Below are 18,479 nucleotides of genomic sequence, written 5' to 3' on the forward strand. Positions count from 1 at the left end.
GACGACAATTTATTTATTCTTTTTAGCAGATTCTACTGTCATGAGTGCCGTCTTCAAATCATCATAGACAAGATTTCCGACAACAATGACATCCGCCAATTCGGACATTTCCTTAGCTTGTTCTGTACTTGTAATACCCCCACCGTAAAACAGGGTTGTATCCATTAATGTATCTTTAACGGTTCTAACAAGTGCTGGATCTCCATACTGTCCGCTGTATTCTAAATAAAAAATAGGTAAATGCAACATTTTTTCTGCCATAAGGGCATAAGCTGCTGCATCTTCTTCTGTTAAAGCTGTATCAGCATCCGTCAATTCAGCCGCTTTACAATCAGCATTAAGGATGCAATACCCTTCCACATGCATTTCTTCCCAATTGATCATGTGGCCAAATTCTTTAATTGCTTCTTTATGCAAACCAAGAATCCAATCTGGATTCCTGCTATTCAAAACAGATGGTATAAAATACAAATCAAATCCCGGGGTTATGGATTCTAAATTTGAAACCTCAAGCACACAAGGCAGTGTATAACGCCTAACTCGGGCCATTAAGTCCAGGACATTTTCTAATGTAACACCATCTGAACCTCCGACTATAATCGCATCGGTACCCGATTCACAAACCTTTTCCAGTGCTTCATCTGAAATGTCTTTATTTGGATCGAGTTTAAACACATGCCTCCACTCGCGAAAATCATACACGTAAGACAACCCCCATTCTAATTTCCATTTAATCATTATAGCATTCCTTTTGGTGATACCAAAGAGTTAGAAAATTCACATGGTCTTCCATTATTTATCCGATTTAAAAAACGGTTATCTCTTGTAGTTGGTGGTTTTAAAATTAACGTTTACATACTAAAAATTGGACAAATAAACTACCTGATTCTACCTAATATCATTAGAATTTAACAGAGGACAAATTTAGATATTGAGATGTACATGAAGGCAAATAAAAAAGCAAGCAGCCGTAGTGCTATTTCCACGCGGTCTGCTTGCTTTTATTTAGTTCACGCATTATTTTCTTTTAATCTGCTTAATGCCATAGAATAGGCATCATTTCCATAATTCAGGCAACGCTTCACTCTTGAAATAGTCGCTGTACTTGCTCCTGTTTCCGTCTCAATCATATGATACGTTTTTCCTTCTTCAAGCATACGAGCAACCTCAAGGCGCTGGGCAAGAGATTGTATCTCATTCACTGTACATAAATCATCAAAAAAACGATAACACTCATCGAGATCTTTCAAAGATAATACAGCGTTGAATAGTTGATCCAATTCTTTGCCTTTTAGTTTGTTAATTTGCATATGTTCAGGTTCCTCCTAATCATTTGAGAGTGTGACACTCTTATTTAAGCCGGGTTGATCCGGTACAATATTTATCCATGTTTTACCCTGTACTAGTTTGACTTCCGTTCCACCGGATACTGGCACGATTCGACCCTCTTTATTCGACCATTGAATCTCTGAGCGTTTCCCTTTTTGCAGTAAATACGCATCTCCACCCGCAGTGAGGTCAATTTCACGTCGGCCTTTATCATCTTTAACCTTGTGAACGGCTTCAACAATCAGGATATTATCCAGTAAAACAGGTTTTTTGGTCTCTTCATCTTCCGTGCGTACTCCAGCCGTATAGCGTGTATACTTTTCACTGGAAGCATCATACTTATAGGTCACATCATAATCCGCAGATCCGTAGGAAATGTTTGCGACTGTATATTCCTCACCCGAAATTAACCCTGTCTCATCTTCCGAAAAAAAGGAGTAAGCAGGAGGCGTCTCTTGCATTGTGTACCCTTCATTTTTTGCACCTTTCAAAATGTTTTCATAAGTGATATAGGAATTGTGAGGTGCTTTTCGATCTGAAGATCGTTTGAAAAGGGTCCCATCATGATTAAGTCCGTTCAAGTAGTCTATATAGTCAGATTGAATTAATTTCTGCGCATCAGGACTCCAGCCATGAAAAATATACAAGCTTTCAAATCCTTTGGCAAGCTCTATATAATAATCTCTCGCACTTCTTATTGGCCCAAAAGTTTCAGGAAATTCACTTTGATAAATAGCCAGTAATCTTGTTATATTGCTTTCGGCCAAAACCTCATACACAACATCTGCTTTAGAAATACCTGACTGCGGCCTCGCTTTGGGATGGTTATTAACCATCACCGATATCGCCCTATGATTAACCTTTTCGTTCGTATTAAATCCAGTTAGCGGATACGAATTTTGTTGGTCTGTTACTTCTTTATCTGATTCCTTAGGCTTTTCGCTTTCTTTATTACCTGAACAACCTGCCAGAAGGACAATAACTAAAATTACCATGAACGAAGCTTTCTTAATCATGTTTTGCACCTCTTCGAATTAACTCATTCCAAAAAAGTCTATCTTTTATCTTTCTCTATCTTACTCTTTTCTTTACTATTTTAACGCATTATAGTCGGAAAGAGTACAGATTTATTCATGACATCATATAAACCTGCCTGTGTCACCCTAATATAAGGTAAATGAGTAGATGAAAAGAATAATAATGAATAAATTGGATCGTTAAATAGATACCCTTTTTCCACCAACAATTCTCGCAATTTAGTCTCTTGTTCTATTAATATCGGAAGTTCCTGGTTGGACATCATCCCTTGCAGCTGTAGAGGCATTTCAAACAATATTTCCCCCTTCTCCACAATCACAATACCACCGCCAATCTCTTTCATCCGATCAAAGGCTAATCTCATATCTTTTTTACTCTTCCCAATCAGCAGAATATCCCCGGAGTTTGAGAATGAAGAGGCAAATCCATATAAACGGTTTGCAAAACCTTTGAGCAAGGTATTGATTCTGGATTTACCATCTCTGGTCAGGTACGTAAAAAAGCACTCATCATGGTCTTCATCCAATATCTCTCTCGAAACATCAATATGAATAGAATATGGTTTCGTGATCACGCTATTCTCCATATTAATGCCAAATGGCATGGAGTATTGGAAGTCATATTCAGTAAGATCCCAATCAAGCTTCAGAGGACTAAGACCATAGTCGCCCCAGGAAATCGATGCCTGATTCATTTCAACTCGTTTCCCATTCTTTTTCACCCATTGTCCTTTTGATAAAACAGAGTGAGGAGTTGGTTTATCCTCGGCAGACAGGAAGTTAATGTTCGCTATCCGGCCTGTCGCAATATTTCCGTGTAAATAATCGATATTATAATATCGGGCAATATTTAAGGATGCCATATTATAAGCATCAATAATAGGCACACCTTTTTCTATCGCAATTGCAATTAACTGATCTGTAAACCCATCTTTATAAAATCCGGGTGTAGAACCATCTGTGTTAAAAAATAACCGGTCATAGGAATTCAATTCATATTCTTTTAAATCATCCAGAATACGAGGCAGATCCGGGCGAATCGAGGAATGCCTTAAGGAAACATCATATCCCTGCATCAATCTGCGAATGACTTCTTCACCTGTCATAGCCTCATGATCACAATCAGCACCCAGCAACATTAATTTCGTCAATGTTTTTTCAGAAGCACCAGGAAAATGACCTTCAATTTTCTTCCTCATTCTTTTCGCTTCCTGAATCCAATGAAGCATCATATCATCTCCATCGAGAAGACGCGGCCAACCTGTCAGCTCTCCAGCCTGCAGGACACCATCATGCTCAAGCCAACTCTTCACATTGGAATGCGAAAAAACCATTTCTTCATTCCTCAGTTCTGTCTGGGAATCGAGCCTTGCCCACCAATACATAGAGCTTGGTAGATTGCGCAATTCCTTGAGCAGTGCAAACGCTTGTCTATTTTCCAAAAGCGTAAACAATAGCATATTATCATTGATTAAGGTCGTTGTCCCATACTGGGCGGCATGTAGACATAAGCTTGCTGGATTATATAATTGAAATGGGTGGGCATGCGGCTCAATATAGCCGGGTACCAAATATTGACCTGTGCAATCTACAATCTCATACCCATCCTGAATAACAGGCATTTTTTCACCAACATAAACTATCCGATCTTCATATATCCAAATATTCGCCTTCATCCACTTTCTAAATACCTGGTTCAAATACACAGCATTTGTTAATACAAGTGTTGGCGCTAATTTTCCATCAATCACATGAACATGCTCTCGAAGCTGTTTATTCTTCCATCTGTATCTTTGTCCTAACACGAATAGAACCCCCCTCACGAAACGTAATCTTCTATATTTTAAAAATGGAAACACCTTTTCCATTTACTAAACTTTAAATGTAAGCCCTTTCAATATACTAACATATTTCTATTGTTTAGAGCATTAAAGAATGGAATTAATTCACAAATCCTGGCATTCACCATCAATAAATCATTTATTTATATCCGTTATGTGTATACAACTATTACGTATGACACATAAAAAAGTTCCCTTATATCCGCTAAATAAACAAAACTCCCCAAGTACATAATTCCCCTGCTCATTCAAACAAAACCTGTTCATCTACGATATTATTTTTATCGTATTCTAACTGCAGTTTATATTCTATAGATAGCAAAAAAGCTTACAATAAGGATGTACCCCATTGTAAGCTTCCAGTTTTATTGTTTTTGAATCGCTCGCTCTCCAATATCATGGCGATAGTAGAGACCTTTACATTGAATTCCTTCCAGTTCACGATAGGCCCTCTTTTGGGCTAGTTCCAATGTTTGATCCAATGTAGCCAGCAAGAGGACTCTACCGCCATCTGTCACAAATTCACCCCATTCATTTTTATTTGTTCCGGCGTGATACAGATGTGTAGGTAAATCAACATAATTCAACCCTTTTATAACACTGCCCTTTTCGTACTCACCTGGATAGCCATTAGCTGCCATGACGACTCCGACCGCACTTTCCTCTGACCATTCCAATTCCATATCAACAGAATTAAGGACATTTTCAACTACATCAAGTAAATCTGATTTTAACCTTGGCAGAATGACTTGTGTTTCCGGGTCTCCAAACCTAGCATTAAATTCTATCACTTTAGGACCCTCTGCAGTAGCAATCAAACCAGCATAAAGGATTCCAGTAAAGGAACGCCCCTCTTTCACCATTGCCTTTGCTGTTGGTATCAAAATTTCGTCTAAAGCTTGTTTAATCATGTCATGACCGATATGCGGAACAGGTGAATAAGCACCCATCCCACCAGTATTGGGACCTTTATCACCGTCAAAAGCTCGTTTATGATCCTGAGCAATTTCCATTGGATAGACCTTTTCTCCATTCACAAAGGCCATAAAGGAAAACTCCTCACCGCTCAAAAATTCCTCAATTACGATTTTCGCCGAAGACTCTCCAAATCTTTGATGAAGAAGCATCTGATTTAAAGCTTCCAGTGCATCTCCTTCTGTCATCGCAACGACTACACCCTTACCTGAAGCAAGCCCGTCCGCCTTGATGACAATCGGCATGTCCTTTTTCTTTACATATTGGACTGCTTCCTTATAATCTGTGAATATTTCATAATCCCCGGTAGGTATATCATATTTTCTTAGCAGTTCCTTTGTAAAAGACTTACTTCCTTCAATTATCGAAGCAGCTTGGGTTGGTCCAAAAACGGTAAGGCCATGAGCCATAAAATCATCTGCCATTCCATTCACTAAGGGAACCTCCGGGCCAATAAACGTTAATCCTATTTGATTTCTTTTTGCGTAATCTATTAAACGAGCATGCTCTGTCTCTTGGATATTCACAATTTCGGCCACGTCTGTCATTCCGGGATTCCCAGGTGCTACAAATACGTTTGTAACGCGCTTGCTCTCGGCAAATTTCCTGGCTAAAGCATGTTCACGTCCTCCGCGCCCTATAATAAGTACTTTCATCATTCATGCCTCTCCCTCTTAATGTTTGAAATGCCTTACTCCAGTAGTGACCATTGCTATTCCGTACTCATCTGCTTTTTTCACAGAATCCTCGTCCCGTTTTGACCCGCCTGGCTGAATAATTGCGGTGATACCTGCTTTAGCTGCCGCTTCGACTGTATCATCCATCGGGAAGAAGGCATCTGATGCCATAATAGCTCCCGTTGCTTTTTCACCAGCCTGCTCTAATGCAATTTTCGCCGCACCGATTCGATTCATTTGGCCTGCGCCAACCCCAAGAGTCATCTGCTCATCGGAAACAACAATCGCATTTGACTTAACATGCTTTACAATGTTCCATCCAAATTGAAGAGCTTTCCACTCAGCTTCTGTAGGCTCCCTTTTTGTAACAACCTGAAGCTCTGCATCTTGAAGATTCGCATGATCTGAGTCCTGAATCAGTAACCCACCAGTGATGGACGTTAGTTTCTGCTCCCTATTCTCTTTTCCTTGAAACGGAATCGTGAGCAAGCGTATATTCTTCTTGGATGTTAAGATTTCAAGTGCCTCGTCGGTAAATGATGGGGCAATCACAATTTCAAGAAAGATTTCATGGAGTAATTTTGCCGTGTCCACATCTACTTCACGGTTCAAAGCAACAATGCCGCCAAAGATGGAGGTAGGATCTGCTTCATATGCTTTTTGAAAAGCTTCATAAATTGTTTCTCCTGTCCCTGCACCACATGGATTCATATGTTTAACAGCTACAGCTGCCGGCTGTTCAAATTCCTTAACGATTTCCAGCGCTGCATCTACATCATTGATATTGTTATAGGATAACTCTTTTCCATGCAGCTGATGGGCTGCCGCGATTGAAAACGTTGAGCCAAGCGGCTTCACATAAAAGGCAGCTTGTTGATGGGGATTTTCCCCATAACGGAGTGACTGCTTAAGTGTGTATGTAACAGTCAGATTCTCAGGCTGATCCTCTTCTGTCAAATTCGTCATATACTCGGCAATCAGTGCATCATAAGCAGCAGTATGGCGAAAAACCTTTGCTGCCAATTTTCTTCTATCCAATATAGAAAGTTCCTCTTTACGGAGTCCTTCAAGCACTTTTTCATAATCTGCCGGATCTACCACAACCGCTACCGATTCATGATTTTTTGCAGAAGCCCGTAGCATGGCAGGTCCGCCGATATCCATATTTTCAATAGCATCTTCAACTGTCACATCCGGTTTAGTGATCGTTTCCTGGAATGGATAAAGGTTGACGCAAACCAGTTGAATGGGGACAATCCCTTGCTCTTCAAGCTGAGCCATATGCCCTTCATCATTTTGTTTCCCAAGCAATCCGCCATGGATAAATGGATGCAATGTTTTCACACGTCCATCCATAACTTCCGGAAATCCTGTTATGTCACTGACACTTATGACAGGAATGCCGTGATCAGCTAATGTTTTTTTCGTTCCGCCAGTGGAAATAATCTCAAACCCTAGTTCCACAACCCCTTTGGCGAACTCAACAATTCCCTCTTTGTTTGATACACTGATTAAAGCACGCTTCTTCATACTGTTTCCCCCTGTTCGATACATATCTGCTCAATAATCTTTGGATATAAGTCATGTTCAACATGTTGAATTCTTTTATGTAGATCTTCCATGCTTTCCCCTTCAAGAATGGAGATCGCTCTCTGTGCAATAATCGGACCCGTATCCATGCCTGCATCTACATAATGAATGGTGACACCCGTTACCCTTACACCCGTCTCTACCGCCTGAAGAATTGCATTCTTACCTGGAAAAGATGGCAATAAAGAAGGATGAATATTAATAATTTTATCGGGATAGGCTGTCAATAGCACCGAACCAATCAAACGCATATAGCCCGCCAGAACAATCAGGTCTACTTCTTTTGCCTGCAGCTGCTGTAGAATCTCCTGTTCGAAATCATTTTTCGAAGTATAGTCCTTTGATTGAAAGGAGAATACCGGTATATTGAATTGTATGGCTCTGTCTATACAATAAGCGCTTGGATGATCACAAATCAGCCATTCTATTGAAGCATGCAATTCCCCGCTCTCCACTGCTTCCACGATTGCTTGAAAGTTACTGCCATTGCCTGATGCAAATATCGCTATTCTTTTCATGGCCTCTCCCTTAGACTTATATAGTAAAATCCTAACATTCTGACATTATTTTTCTACTAAACTGCTTATTTCCAACTCACAAATCAAGTAAATTGAACGCCTTTACCCCGAATGACTTGCCCAATTCTTTTAGCCTCTTCTCCCAATTGGTTCAGGATACTAATCAAATCATCTGCTTTTTCAGCTTCGACAGCAAGAACCATTCCAATCCCCATATTAAAAACCGAAAACATTCCTTCTTCTTCCAGTGATCCTTTATTCTTTAAAAGGTTGAAAATCGGGGGGATCTCCCACGAGCCTTTTTTAATTTCTACTCCAAATCCATCTGGAAGCATACGCGGAATATTTTCAATAAATCCGCCACCGGTAATGTGAGCAATCCCATGCACAAAGCCTGAACTAACAATCTTAAGCACGGATTTCACATAGACTTTAGTTGGGCGAAGTAATTCCTCCCCCAATGTACAACCCAGCTCTTCAACAAATTGATTGAGCACTAACTTCGACTCATCAAGTAAGACCTTTCTTACTAGTGAATATCCATTACTATGAATCCCGCTTGAAGCCAGACCGATTAAAACATCGCCCTCCTTGACAAGACTTCCATCAATCAGCTTACTTTTTCTACTGCACCAACCGTAAAACCGGCTAGATCATATTCATCCATCGCGTACATTCCTGGCATTTCAGCTGTTTCACCGCCAATCAGGGCACAGCCTGCCTGCTCGCATCCATCTGCTATGCCTTTTACGATTGACTCAATTTTTATGGGATCTGCTTTTCCACAGGCAATGTAATCAAGAAAATATAAAGGTTCTGCACCTTGGGCGATAATATCATTTACACACATGGCAACGCAGTCAATACCAATTGTATCGTGCTTATCCATCATCATCGCGAGCAACAATTTAGTCCCGACTCCATCCGTTCCCGAAACGAGTACAGGCTCCTTAAGGGACAATGCCGATAAATCAAACATACCTCCGAACCCACCCAAGGCGCCGAGTACCTCTGGCCTTTGTGTACGGTTAACATGTTTTTTCATGCGCGAAACAGATTCATATCCCGCTTCAATATCCACTCCTGCATGTTTATAAGCGTTCGACAAAGTGATCACCCTTCCCTACTCACTGAAATTCAATCTGTTTCCGTTACTTTATTTTTTCAAAAGCCTGATTATCCATTTCATAAATTTCAGTTGGATATTTTCCTGTAAAACATGCCATGCACTGGCCCCGATACTCGCCCTCAAAAGGTCTCCCAATTGCCTCAACTGTCCCTTCAACGCTCAGAAAGGTTAAGGAATCTGAACCAATCATTTCTCTGATTTTTTCTACAGAGTTTGATCCGGCTATTAGCTCTTTCTTAGACGACGTATCAATTCCATAAAAACAAGGATTTTTGATTGGAGGAGAACTAATACAAACATGAACCTCCTTTGCACCAGCTTCTTTAAGCATCGACACAATCCTTTTACTTGTTGTACCTCTTACAATTGAATCATCCACCATGATGACTTTTTTGCCTTCGACAACCCCACGGACCGGAGCCAGCTTCATTTTCACTCCTTGTTCACGCAGTGATTGCGATGGTTGTATAAATGTACGCCCAACGTACCGGTTTTTAATTAGGCCCATTTCATACGGAATCCCGCTCGCTTCAGCATAACCAATAGCTGCCGATATGCTTGAATCCGGGACGCCTGTCACGACATCTGCATCAATACGCGCTTCCATAGCCAACTGCTTACCGAGATTCTTTCTCGCCGTATGAACGTTGATACCATCTATATTGCTATCCGGTCTTGAAAAATAAATATACTCCATACTGCACATGGCTCTGCCACTTGATAAAGCGAAATATTCTGATTGAATTCCATCATCATTAACAATAACCAGCTCTCCCGGATTTACATCCCGAATATATTCGGCTCCAATTAAATCAAAGGCACATGTCTCAGAAGCAGCTACATATCCATCACCAATCCGCCCGATGGAGACAGGGCGCAATCCATGTGGATCCACAGCTATCATCATTTCTGTTTCTGTCATAACGAGGAATGCATAGGCCCCCTGAACAAATGATAAAGCCTTCTTGACCCGCTCCTTAAAGCAAACTGAACCAGAGCGCCTAATTAAGTGGGCCAGGACCTCTGTATCGGACGTTGTATGAAAAATGCTCCCCTCTATTTCCAGCTGATTTTTTAATTTGGGTGCATTGACCAGATTTCCATTATGAGCGAGAGCAAAACTGCCCACAGTCTGAGAATTAAACAAAAATGGCTGAACATTGGCCACCCCGCCGCCTCCTGCTGTTGCATAGCGCACATGTCCAATTGCACTCCGTCCCTTCAAGTCCTCGATCACTTTTTGATTGAAAACATCATTAACGAGTCCTTCCGCTTTATGCGATTTTAATACATGGCCGTCTGTGACCACCATTCCCGCTCCTTCCTGTCCACGGTGCTGCAGACTGTGTAAGCCATAATAGGTTAGTTGAGAGGCCTCCGTATGTCCCCATATTCCAAACAGTCCACATTCTTCATTTAGTCCACGGATTTCAGCAAGCATGGTATGGCTCCCTTCCAGGCTTTCATTAGTTGTTCCACTTCACTTTCGATGGCCACCTTGTCTTGCCTGGTACGAATTAGGTATCTCTCTGTTTTGGTCACCTCACCTATTTGCACCGCTTCAGGAATGATTTCTTCAAACTTTTGCACTTGTTCCTTTGAAACAGTCACAAGAAAGCGGGATTGAGATTCTGCAAATAACCCTGTTACCAAGTCTCCATCTAACGTGACATCCAGGCCAAGTCCTTCCGTGCCAAACAAACCTTCAGCAAGCGCTACTGCAAGTCCGCCTTCTGCAAGATCATGGGCTGACTTTACTGTTCCTGACTGAATTGCTTGCAAAAGCTTATCCTGCCTTTCTTTCTCAACCTGAAGATCCAATTGTGGTGCCTTGCCAAAGATTCTTCCTCCATTCATGAATTTTTGCAGCTCACTACCCCCAAAGTCCGGGTACGTTTCTCCAATTAAATAGATTAAATCTCCCTTGTCTTTAAAATTTTGAGTGGTAATATGCTTTAGATTATGAATAAGCCCTACCATGCCAACAACGGGGGTCGGATAGATGGCTTCTCCATTTGTTTCGTTATATAAGGAGACATTTCCACCAATAACCGGCGTACCAAGTAGATTGCATGCTGTACTAATTCCATCTGTTGCCTTTTCGAGCTGCCAGAAGATTTCAGGTTTCTCGGGATTTCCAAAGTTAAGGCAATCTGTGATTGCCAGCGGTTCACCGCCTGAACAGATGATGTTACGCGCGGCTTCAGCCACTGCAATTTGACCGCCTGTTTCAGGATTTAAATATAGATAGCGGGAATTGCAATCCGTTGTTATTGCCAATGCTTTTTCTGTACCCCGAATACGAATGACTGCCGCATCAGAACCTGGGGCAACGATCGTATTGGTACGCACCATATAATCATACTGATCATAAACCCATTCCTTGCTCGCAATTGTTGGTTGCACCAATAAGGATAAAAGTGTTTCTGTATAGTCGCTCACGCTAGGCACATAATTGTCCATGGCAAGGAACTCTTTAAAGTAATCTGGTTCTTTGGACAGTTTATAATAAACCGGAGCCTCCTCAGCCAATGCATCAGCCGGTACATTTGCCACCACTTCACCTCGGTGTGTTAAGCGAAGCATTTTATCCTTCGTAACAACTCCAACAGAGACTGCCTCAAGTCCATACTTATCAAAGAGCTCTTCAATTTCTGGCTCCCGGCCGTTTTTCACTACAATCAGCATTCGCTCCTGTGATTCAGATAACATCATTTCATATGGTGTCATACCCTTTTCTCGCTGAGGAATCATATCTAGATTCATTTCAATTCCTGATCCTGCTTTGGATGCCATTTCAGCCGACGAACTTGTTAACCCGGCTGCGCCCATATCCTGTATTCCTACAAGTGCATCCGATTTTACAAGTTCGAGACACGCCTCCAGCAATAGTTTTTCCATAAATGGATCTCCAACCTGTACTGCCGGTCGTTTAGAGTCAGAATCATCTGTTAATTCCTCTGATGCAAAGGTCGCTCCATGAATGCCATCACGCCCTGTCTTTGCGCCAACATACATGACCGTGTTTCCAACCCCGTGTGCCTGCCCCTTTTTTATGTCCCCATGCTTAATTAATCCGACACACATTGCATTCACAAGAGGATTACCTTCATAGGAAGGATCAAACTGAATCTCGCCACCCACGGTCGGTATTCCGATACAGTTTCCATAACCGGCAATACCGGCTACAATTTCCTCAAATAAGTATTTCATCCGAGGCGTTGTTAATTCTCCAAAACGCAAAGAATTCAGCATGGCAATCGGTCTGGCTCCCATGGAAAAGATATCTCTGATAATTCCGCCTACGCCGGTTGCAGCACCTTGATAAGGTTCAATCGCAGATGGATGGTTGTGACTCTCCATTTTAAAGACAACCGCCTGCCCATCACCGATATCGACAATTCCTGCGCCTTCTCCCGGCCCCTGCAACACTCTTTCACCCGTTGTAGGGAATTTCTTCAAAACAGGTTTTGAGTTTTTATAACTGCAATGCTCAGACCACATCACAGAAAACAAGCCTGTTTCTGTATAGTTCGGCAGACGCCCGAGTATGCTCTCTATCTTACTGAACTCGTCATCCGTTAACCCCATTGTGGTATATATCCGCTCTTCTTTAATCATGGTTGGACTTGGCTCAAGCATTAACGACATGGATTTCCCTCCAATATTGAACAATCGACTTGAATAATTTGATACCGTCGGCACTTCCAAGCAGGGCAGAAACAGCTCTTTCCGGATGTGGCATCATCCCTAGGATATTGCCTTCTTCATTCATAATGCCCGCAATATCCTTATGACTTCCATTTGGATTCCCATCATATGAAAAAATAATTCGGTTTTGGCTAATTAACTTTTCCAATATTTCCTCATCACAATAATAATTTCCCTCGCCATGCGCAATCGGGATCGTAATTTGTTCATTATCCACATAACAGCGCGTAAAAGGAGTAGTGTTGTTTACAACACGTAACTTTTGCGGTCTGCAAATAAATTTCAAATCAGTATTACGTCGCATCGCTCCCGGTAATAACCCTGCCTCTAGTAATACCTGAAAACCGTTACATACACCGAGAACTGGAATGCCTTCCATTGCCGCTCTTTTCACAGCCTCCATAATCGGTGAAAATTGGGCAATCGCTCCGCTCCGCAAATAATCGCCGTACGAAAATCCTCCGGGCAGCAAGACTGCATCAAAGCCTTCTAGGGTGGTCTCAGTATGCCAAACATATTCCACTTCTTCTCCTAGTTCATCACGAATAGCATGGTACATATCCATATCACAATTTGATCCCGGAAAGACGATTACAGCGAATTTCACTGTCCGACAACCTCCTCGACTTCATATCGATAATCTTCAATGACCGTATTGACTAACAATTTTTCGCACATCATCCGAACAGATTCATTCACATCTTTAGTAGAATCAGAGAGTTCAAGCTCCATATACTTGCCAATACGCACACTCCGAACCCCTGGAAAACCCATGGCATTCAGTGACTTTTGGACAGCGTTACCCTGTGGATCCAATACACTTTCACGAAGAGTGACATAAACCTTCACTTTATACATGTTGAACGTCCTCCAGTTTAGCAAGAATTTTTTTATAGGCATCTGTTAAACTCCCGAGATTCTGGCGGAATACATCCTTATCCAACTTTTCATTTGTATGTAAATCCCACAGGCGGCAAGTATCCGGCGAAATTTCATCCGCAAGCAGGATTTCGCCAGTGTCATCACGGCCAAATTCTAGCTTAAAGTCGATTAACCTGATTTCCATAGAAGCAAATAAACGTTGCAATTTCCCATTAATATGTTCAGAATATTTTTTTAATATTCCGACTTCTTTAACTGTGGCAAGGTCCAGGACATCAATATGATCTTCAGTTATCAGTGGATCACCGAGTGCATCATCTTTATAATAAAATTCTACAACTGGCCTTTTAAGGGGAATTCCTTCTTCTAAACCTACTCTCTTTGAAAAACTGCCGGCAGCGACATTGCGAATCACTACTTCTAAAGGAATAATGTGGACTCGTTTAACGAGCTGTTCTGTTTCCGATACTTTTTTCATAAAATGAGATTTAATACCCTCACGGTGAAGCCATTCAAATAAAAGGCTTGTTATTTCATTATTAAGGCGGCCTTTCCCCTCAATCACCGCATTCTTTTCCCCATTAAATGCGGTAGCGGAGTCCTTGTATTGAATAAGGACGATTCCTGAATCATCAGTTGCAAAAATTTGCTTAGCTTTCCCTTCATAAAGGAGTTCCCTTTTCGCCAATTGCATTGCCCCCTATACAGTCATAGTCCAAAGTCACCCAACACGATATGAAAGTTTGAGGAAGGGCATCCCCTCATTCTTTAAGGTAATGCCCTCACAAACTTACAGTCCCATACGTTCGAAAATGAAATCTACATTTTTCAGATGATAGTGATAATCGAAACAATCATCCAGTTCTTCTTTAGACAGGTAGGCAGAAATCGTTTCATCTGCTTCAAGCAACTCACGGAACTGGACCTGTGTTTCCCATGCTTCCATTGCCTTTGGTTGGACAGTATCATATGCTTTTTCACGAGAAAGCCCCTTATCAATTAAAGTGAGCAGTACACGCTGAGAATAAATCAATCCATACGTACGATCCATATTTCGCTTCATATTCTCTGGAAATACCGTTAAGTTTTTCACGATATTGCCGAAACGATTCAACATATAGTTCAATAAAATCGTGGCATCCGGAAGGATAATTCGCTCAGCAGAAGAATGCGAAATATCACGTTCATGCCAAAGTGATACATTTTCATAAGCCGTCACCATATGGCCACGAATCACACGCGCCAAACCAGTCATATTCTCGGAACCGATCGGATTACGTTTATGTGGCATAGCGGAAGAACCTTTTTGTCCTTTCGCAAAGAATTCCTCCACTTCACGAGTTTCACTTTTTTGCAATCCACGAATTTCAGTTGCAAATTTTTCAATAGAAGTTGCAATTAATGCGAGCGTTGACATGTAATGTGCATGTCGATCACGCTGTAAGGTTTGGGTAGAAATTGGAGAAGGCTTTATTCCAAGCTTTTCACAAACAAACTTCTCTACAAATGGATCGATGTTCGCATATGTTCCTACAGCACCTGAAATTTTGCCGTACTCAACTGTATCTGCAGCTTCTTTTAATCTCTTTAGATTACGTTTCATTTCTTCGTACCAAAGTGCCATTTTTAATCCAAAGGTCGTAGGCTCCGCATGCACACCATGTGTACGTCCCATCATGACGGTGTATTTATGCTCCTTTGCTTTTTCAGCCAAAATCGTAATAAAACGCTCTAAATCTGCGATTAAAATATCATTGGCTTGCTTGAGCAAATACGATAAAGCTGTATCGACGACATCCGTCGAAGTCAGTCCATAATGGACCCATTTACGTTCTTCTCCAAGTGTTTCTGAAACAGCACGTGTAAAAGCAACTACGTCATGGCGAGTTTCTTCTTCAATTTCCTTAATGCGGTTTACATCAAAGGATGCACGTTCTCTAAGTACTTTTACGTCTTCTTTAGGAATCGCTCCAAGTTCAGCCCATGCTTCACATGCCAAAATTTCCACTTCAAGCCATGCTTTAAAACGATTCTCTTCAGTCCAAATTCTTCCCATTTCTGGTCTTGTATAACGTTCTATCATTTGCTAAAATCCACCTTTTCTATTTGTTCTTCTGTTTGTTCAATCCATATTTTTGTACGATTAAGCTCCTCCAATATTTCCATTGGATGCTCTCCTAAGATTGTAATATGCCCCATTTTCCTGTTTGCCTTCGCTTCGCTCTTCCCATAAATATGTACCTTCCAATCCGGCTCTTTTCCTAAAGCTTGCATAACAGGTTTCAAATGCTGACCCAAAACGTTAACCATGACCGCACTGGAATGTAATTCTGTATGACCAAGCGGCCAGTTGCACACTGCTCTTATATGTTGCTCAAATTGAGAAGTTTCACAAGCCTCTATGGAAAAATGACCCGAATTATGAGGTCTCGGTGCAAGCTCATTAACCAAAATATCATCCTCGTCCATCAGAAACATTTCAATGGCCAATGTACCAACCAACTTTAATGATTCTGCCAGTTGCATAGCTATTCCAAGCGCATAGCTCTGAGTGTTTGGACTAATTCTCGCTGGGACGATTGATTGATGTAATATATTATTCACATGAATATTCTCTGCAACGGGGAAGACCCTTGCAGAGCCATCCTGTTTTCGAGTTATAATTACGGAAATTTCTTTTTGAAATGGGATGAAACTTTCCAGTACACAAATACCATGGTTCAACAATTCAGCTGCTTTGATGAAATCTGCATCCTTCCGTATCACGAGCTGGCCTTTTCCATCGTACCCACCACGTGCCGTTTTGAGTACAGAAGGATAGCCTAATTGGGCAATAGCTTGTCGTAGATCCTCTTGGTCAGCAATTACTGCATAAGGAGCAATTCGGACACCCGATTTCTCGATCGCTTGTTTTTCCAGGACACGATCCTGTGTAATTCTTACTAGTTCAGTCCCTTGAGGGATATAGGAATTACTCATCAATTGATCTAAGGCATCTGCATTAATGCTTTCAAACTCATAAGTCAAAACATCACTTATTGTAGCCAATCGTTGCAAAGCTTCTACATCATCAAATGACGCAGTGATTTCGACATCCGCAACCTGGCCACAAGGACTGTTGGGTGTTGGATCAAGAACAGCTATTTTAAAACCAGATTTTCTGGCTGCCAACGCCATCATTCGTCCCAACTGGCCGCCGCCTATAATTCCAATCGTTTGCCCCGGTAAGATAACTGGTGCTTCTTTATTCAAGTTCATCACAACTTTCAAGCGAATGTCTTTGTATCTTTAATCTGTATTGTTCCAATGCTTCAGCTATATCCTGCTCGTATGCTCCCAATAATTGAACGGCCAAAAGTCCGGCATTTTTTGCACCTGCTTTCCCAATTGCCATTGTTGCAACAGGAATTCCTCCTGGCATCTGCACAATCGATAGCAAAGAATCTAACCCATTTAACGCACTGGATTGCACGGGAACACCGATGACTGGTAAAGTCGTTTTGGCTGCTACCATTCCCGGTAAATGAGCTGCTCCTCCTGCACCAGCTATAATGACTTTTAATCCACGGCTGCGTGCACTCTGAGCATATTCAAACATTAAATCAGGTGTTCTATGGGCAGATATAACATTTTTCTCATACGTAACTTCAAATTCATCAAAAATAACACATGCATGCTTCATCGTTTCCCAGTCCGATATGCTACCCATGATAATTCCTACCTTTGGATCATTCATCATTGTCGCCTCCCAAATAAAAAAGCTGTATGAACACACTTTCAAAAGAGAAAGCAGTCCACACAGCTTATATGCCATGCTAACTCGAGCACTTAGGACAAGTACTATGCCCTCACATATAAGGTGAGGTCCGCTTTCTCTCATAGTCCAAAAATTTATTCGGTCTTTGGGTAGAAACTTGCGGGCCGTATCCCCGCTATTATATGAGAGAAGTATTTATTTAAATGTTTCTTGTACGTACTTATCTTAACAATGGGACCTTTTGTATGTCAACTAAAAATCGAACATTTCTGTCATTTAATGTTAAAACGTTCGTTTTTCAATCTATTAGCTTTCCTTCAAAAATGATTTGGCGTGCAATTGGAACATACTCCATCTGATTGCCACTTTTCACTTCCTTAAAAATTGGCTTCTCCGTACGCTTTACAGGAAAATAACCTTCCCTTTTCATACGCTCCAAGCATTCACTAATGCTTTCATTCTCTTGTAATTCAAATCGTTGTTTCTTTGGCTTAGCCAATTGACCCTCGTCCTTTCTTTACTAACTCTACTAGTAGTGTATCCCATTTAGTACTCTTTTCGAAAGATATTAGTTGGTTGTCTATAAATGTTTGTGAGCTTGGGCCTATCTGTTTCCTCTAAAAACGTCTTATCTCCGCAGACAAACAAATATTCAATCCAATCAAGTGCCATTTCCACCTAGACTTCACGTAACTATACTATGAAATGATGGGATAAGATTAATGGTTTCATTCACTATTAAGCCATATTAAGGTAGGTATTCAATAGGTGTTTCATAGATGTTTCCCTCTACCTTCACCAGGTCAAAGGCAACATATATATAGTGTAGAAAACAAGGTTTTTGCCTATCTTTTCTGCACCTGCGATCCGAGATTATCATCAGTTAAAGCAGTTAGTCTCTTTAAATCTAAAAAAGCGTACAAAAAAACCAGCTCATGAACTGAACTGGTTTGGATTGCCCGGCAACGTCCTACTCTCACAGGGACTCGCGTCCCAACTACCATCGGCGCTGAAGAGCTTAACTTCCGTGTTC

At 41.3% G+C, this 18,479-nt stretch carries 16 protein-coding genes, 1 rRNA gene, 1 pseudogene and 1 riboswitch; all 18 genes and pseudogenes read right to left on the reverse strand.

Translation table 11 applies throughout. The features are described from left to right. Positions 1-9: 9 nt before the first annotated feature. Positions 10-702: a heptaprenylglyceryl phosphate synthase gene (gene pcrB / locus AC58NB_RS15515; protein WP_497427721.1), complete on the reverse strand. Its 693-nt coding sequence runs from the start codon at positions 700-702 to the stop codon at positions 10-12. A 308-nt stretch (positions 703-1,010) separates the two neighbouring features. Beyond that, complete coding sequence (locus tag AC58NB_RS15520; RefSeq protein ID WP_497427722.1) at positions 1,011-1,310, reverse strand: YerC/YecD family TrpR-related protein; 300 nt, start codon at positions 1,308-1,310, stop codon at positions 1,011-1,013. Positions 1,311-1,325: 15 nt separating this feature from the next. Beyond that, positions 1,326-2,345 (reverse strand): DUF3048 domain-containing protein, encoded by a 1,020-nt coding sequence (locus AC58NB_RS15525; protein ID WP_497427723.1) that lies wholly within the window; start codon positions 2,343-2,345, stop codon positions 1,326-1,328. 80 nt (positions 2,346-2,425) lie between these two features. Further along, on the reverse strand, positions 2,426-4,171 hold the full coding sequence (locus AC58NB_RS15530) for an adenine deaminase C-terminal domain-containing protein (protein WP_497427724.1): 1,746 nt from the start codon (positions 4,169-4,171) through the stop codon (positions 2,426-2,428). Positions 4,172-4,572: 401 nt separating this feature from the next. Further along, positions 4,573-5,838 carry a phosphoribosylamine--glycine ligase gene (purD, locus tag AC58NB_RS15535; RefSeq protein ID WP_497427738.1) on the reverse strand — a complete coding sequence of 422 codons (1,266 nt, stop codon included), beginning with the start codon at positions 5,836-5,838 and terminating at the stop codon, positions 4,573-4,575. An 18-nt stretch (positions 5,839-5,856) separates the two neighbouring features. Further along, complete coding sequence (purH, locus tag AC58NB_RS15540) at positions 5,857-7,389, reverse strand: bifunctional phosphoribosylaminoimidazolecarboxamide formyltransferase/IMP cyclohydrolase (protein ID WP_497427725.1); 1,533 nt, start codon at positions 7,387-7,389, stop codon at positions 5,857-5,859. Further along, complete coding sequence (gene purN, locus AC58NB_RS15545) at positions 7,386-7,967, reverse strand: phosphoribosylglycinamide formyltransferase (RefSeq protein ID WP_497427726.1); 582 nt, start codon at positions 7,965-7,967, stop codon at positions 7,386-7,388. The genes purH and purN overlap by 4 nt, the downstream gene beginning before the upstream one ends. A gap of 83 nt (positions 7,968-8,050) precedes the next feature. Further along, a pseudogene (purM, locus tag AC58NB_RS15550) lies at positions 8,051-9,075 on the reverse strand (phosphoribosylformylglycinamidine cyclo-ligase). 43 nt (positions 9,076-9,118) lie between these two features. Beyond that, positions 9,119-10,537, reverse strand: a complete 1,419-nt coding sequence (gene purF / locus AC58NB_RS15555) for an amidophosphoribosyltransferase (protein WP_497427727.1) — start codon at positions 10,535-10,537, stop codon at positions 9,119-9,121. Next, positions 10,513-12,747: a phosphoribosylformylglycinamidine synthase subunit PurL gene (gene purL / locus AC58NB_RS15560; RefSeq protein ID WP_497427728.1), complete on the reverse strand. Its 2,235-nt coding sequence runs from the start codon at positions 12,745-12,747 to the stop codon at positions 10,513-10,515. Before purL ends, purF begins: the two co-directional genes overlap by 25 nt. Further along, positions 12,731-13,414, reverse strand: coding sequence for a phosphoribosylformylglycinamidine synthase subunit PurQ (gene purQ / locus AC58NB_RS15565; protein WP_497427729.1), 684 nt, complete (start codon positions 13,412-13,414; stop codon positions 12,731-12,733). The genes purL and purQ overlap by 17 nt, the downstream gene beginning before the upstream one ends. Further along, complete coding sequence (purS, locus tag AC58NB_RS15570) at positions 13,411-13,665, reverse strand: phosphoribosylformylglycinamidine synthase subunit PurS (RefSeq protein ID WP_497427730.1); 255 nt, start codon at positions 13,663-13,665, stop codon at positions 13,411-13,413. Before purS ends, purQ begins: the two co-directional genes overlap by 4 nt. Continuing rightward, positions 13,658-14,383 (reverse strand): phosphoribosylaminoimidazolesuccinocarboxamide synthase, encoded by a 726-nt coding sequence (gene purC, locus AC58NB_RS15575; RefSeq protein WP_497427731.1) that lies wholly within the window; start codon positions 14,381-14,383, stop codon positions 13,658-13,660. Before purC ends, purS begins: the two co-directional genes overlap by 8 nt. Positions 14,384-14,479: 96 nt before the next feature. Further along, positions 14,480-15,772: an adenylosuccinate lyase gene (purB, locus tag AC58NB_RS15580; protein WP_497427732.1), complete on the reverse strand. Its 1,293-nt coding sequence runs from the start codon at positions 15,770-15,772 to the stop codon at positions 14,480-14,482. After that, complete coding sequence (gene purK, locus AC58NB_RS15585) at positions 15,769-16,947, reverse strand: 5-(carboxyamino)imidazole ribonucleotide synthase (protein ID WP_497427733.1); 1,179 nt, start codon at positions 16,945-16,947, stop codon at positions 15,769-15,771. Before purK ends, purB begins: the two co-directional genes overlap by 4 nt. Next, positions 16,934-17,425 (reverse strand): 5-(carboxyamino)imidazole ribonucleotide mutase, encoded by a 492-nt coding sequence (gene purE, locus AC58NB_RS15590; protein WP_497427734.1) that lies wholly within the window; start codon positions 17,423-17,425, stop codon positions 16,934-16,936. Before purE ends, purK begins: the two co-directional genes overlap by 14 nt. 123 nt (positions 17,426-17,548) lie before the next feature. Next, a riboswitch (purine riboswitch) is annotated at positions 17,549-17,652 on the reverse strand. 92 nt (positions 17,653-17,744) lie between these two features. Then, the gene (locus AC58NB_RS15595) at positions 17,745-17,945 is read right to left on the reverse strand and encodes an NETI motif-containing protein (protein ID WP_497427735.1); all 201 of its coding nucleotides are present in this window, start codon (positions 17,943-17,945) and stop codon (positions 17,745-17,747) included. Positions 17,946-18,403: 458 nt separating this feature from the next. Beyond that, positions 18,404-18,479, reverse strand: a 5S ribosomal RNA gene (gene rrf / locus AC58NB_RS15600); the annotation flags it as partial.

The organism is Pradoshia sp. TA40_28 (genome assembly GCF_059694525.1).

Coding starts and splice junctions, on each gene's coding strand:
- purE (WP_497427734.1), bottom strand. CDS start 17,425: ATGAATGATCCAAAGGTAGGAATTATCATGGGTAGCATATCGGACTGG.
- purC (WP_497427731.1), bottom strand. CDS start 14,383: ATGCAATTGGCGAAAAGGGAACTCCTTTATGAAGGGAAAGCTAAGCAA.
- purK (WP_497427733.1), bottom strand. CDS start 16,947: ATGAACTTGAATAAAGAAGCACCAGTTATCTTACCGGGGCAAACGATT.
- purD (WP_497427738.1), bottom strand. CDS start 5,838: ATGAAAGTACTTATTATAGGGCGCGGAGGACGTGAACATGCTTTAGCC.
- purN (WP_497427726.1), bottom strand. CDS start 7,967: ATGAAAAGAATAGCGATATTTGCATCAGGCAATGGCAGTAACTTTCAA.
- AC58NB_RS15520 (WP_497427722.1), bottom strand. CDS start 1,310: ATGCAAATTAACAAACTAAAAGGCAAAGAATTGGATCAACTATTCAAC.
- purF (WP_497427727.1), bottom strand. CDS start 10,537: ATGCTTGCTGAAATCCGTGGACTAAATGAAGAATGTGGACTGTTTGGA.
- purH (WP_497427725.1), bottom strand. CDS start 7,389: ATGAAGAAGCGTGCTTTAATCAGTGTATCAAACAAAGAGGGAATTGTT.
- purL (WP_497427728.1), bottom strand. CDS start 12,747: ATGTCGTTAATGCTTGAGCCAAGTCCAACCATGATTAAAGAAGAGCGG.
- purB (WP_497427732.1), bottom strand. CDS start 15,772: ATGATAGAACGTTATACAAGACCAGAAATGGGAAGAATTTGGACTGAA.
- AC58NB_RS15525 (WP_497427723.1), bottom strand. CDS start 2,345: ATGATTAAGAAAGCTTCGTTCATGGTAATTTTAGTTATTGTCCTTCTG.
- purS (WP_497427730.1), bottom strand. CDS start 13,665: ATGTATAAAGTGAAGGTTTATGTCACTCTTCGTGAAAGTGTATTGGAT.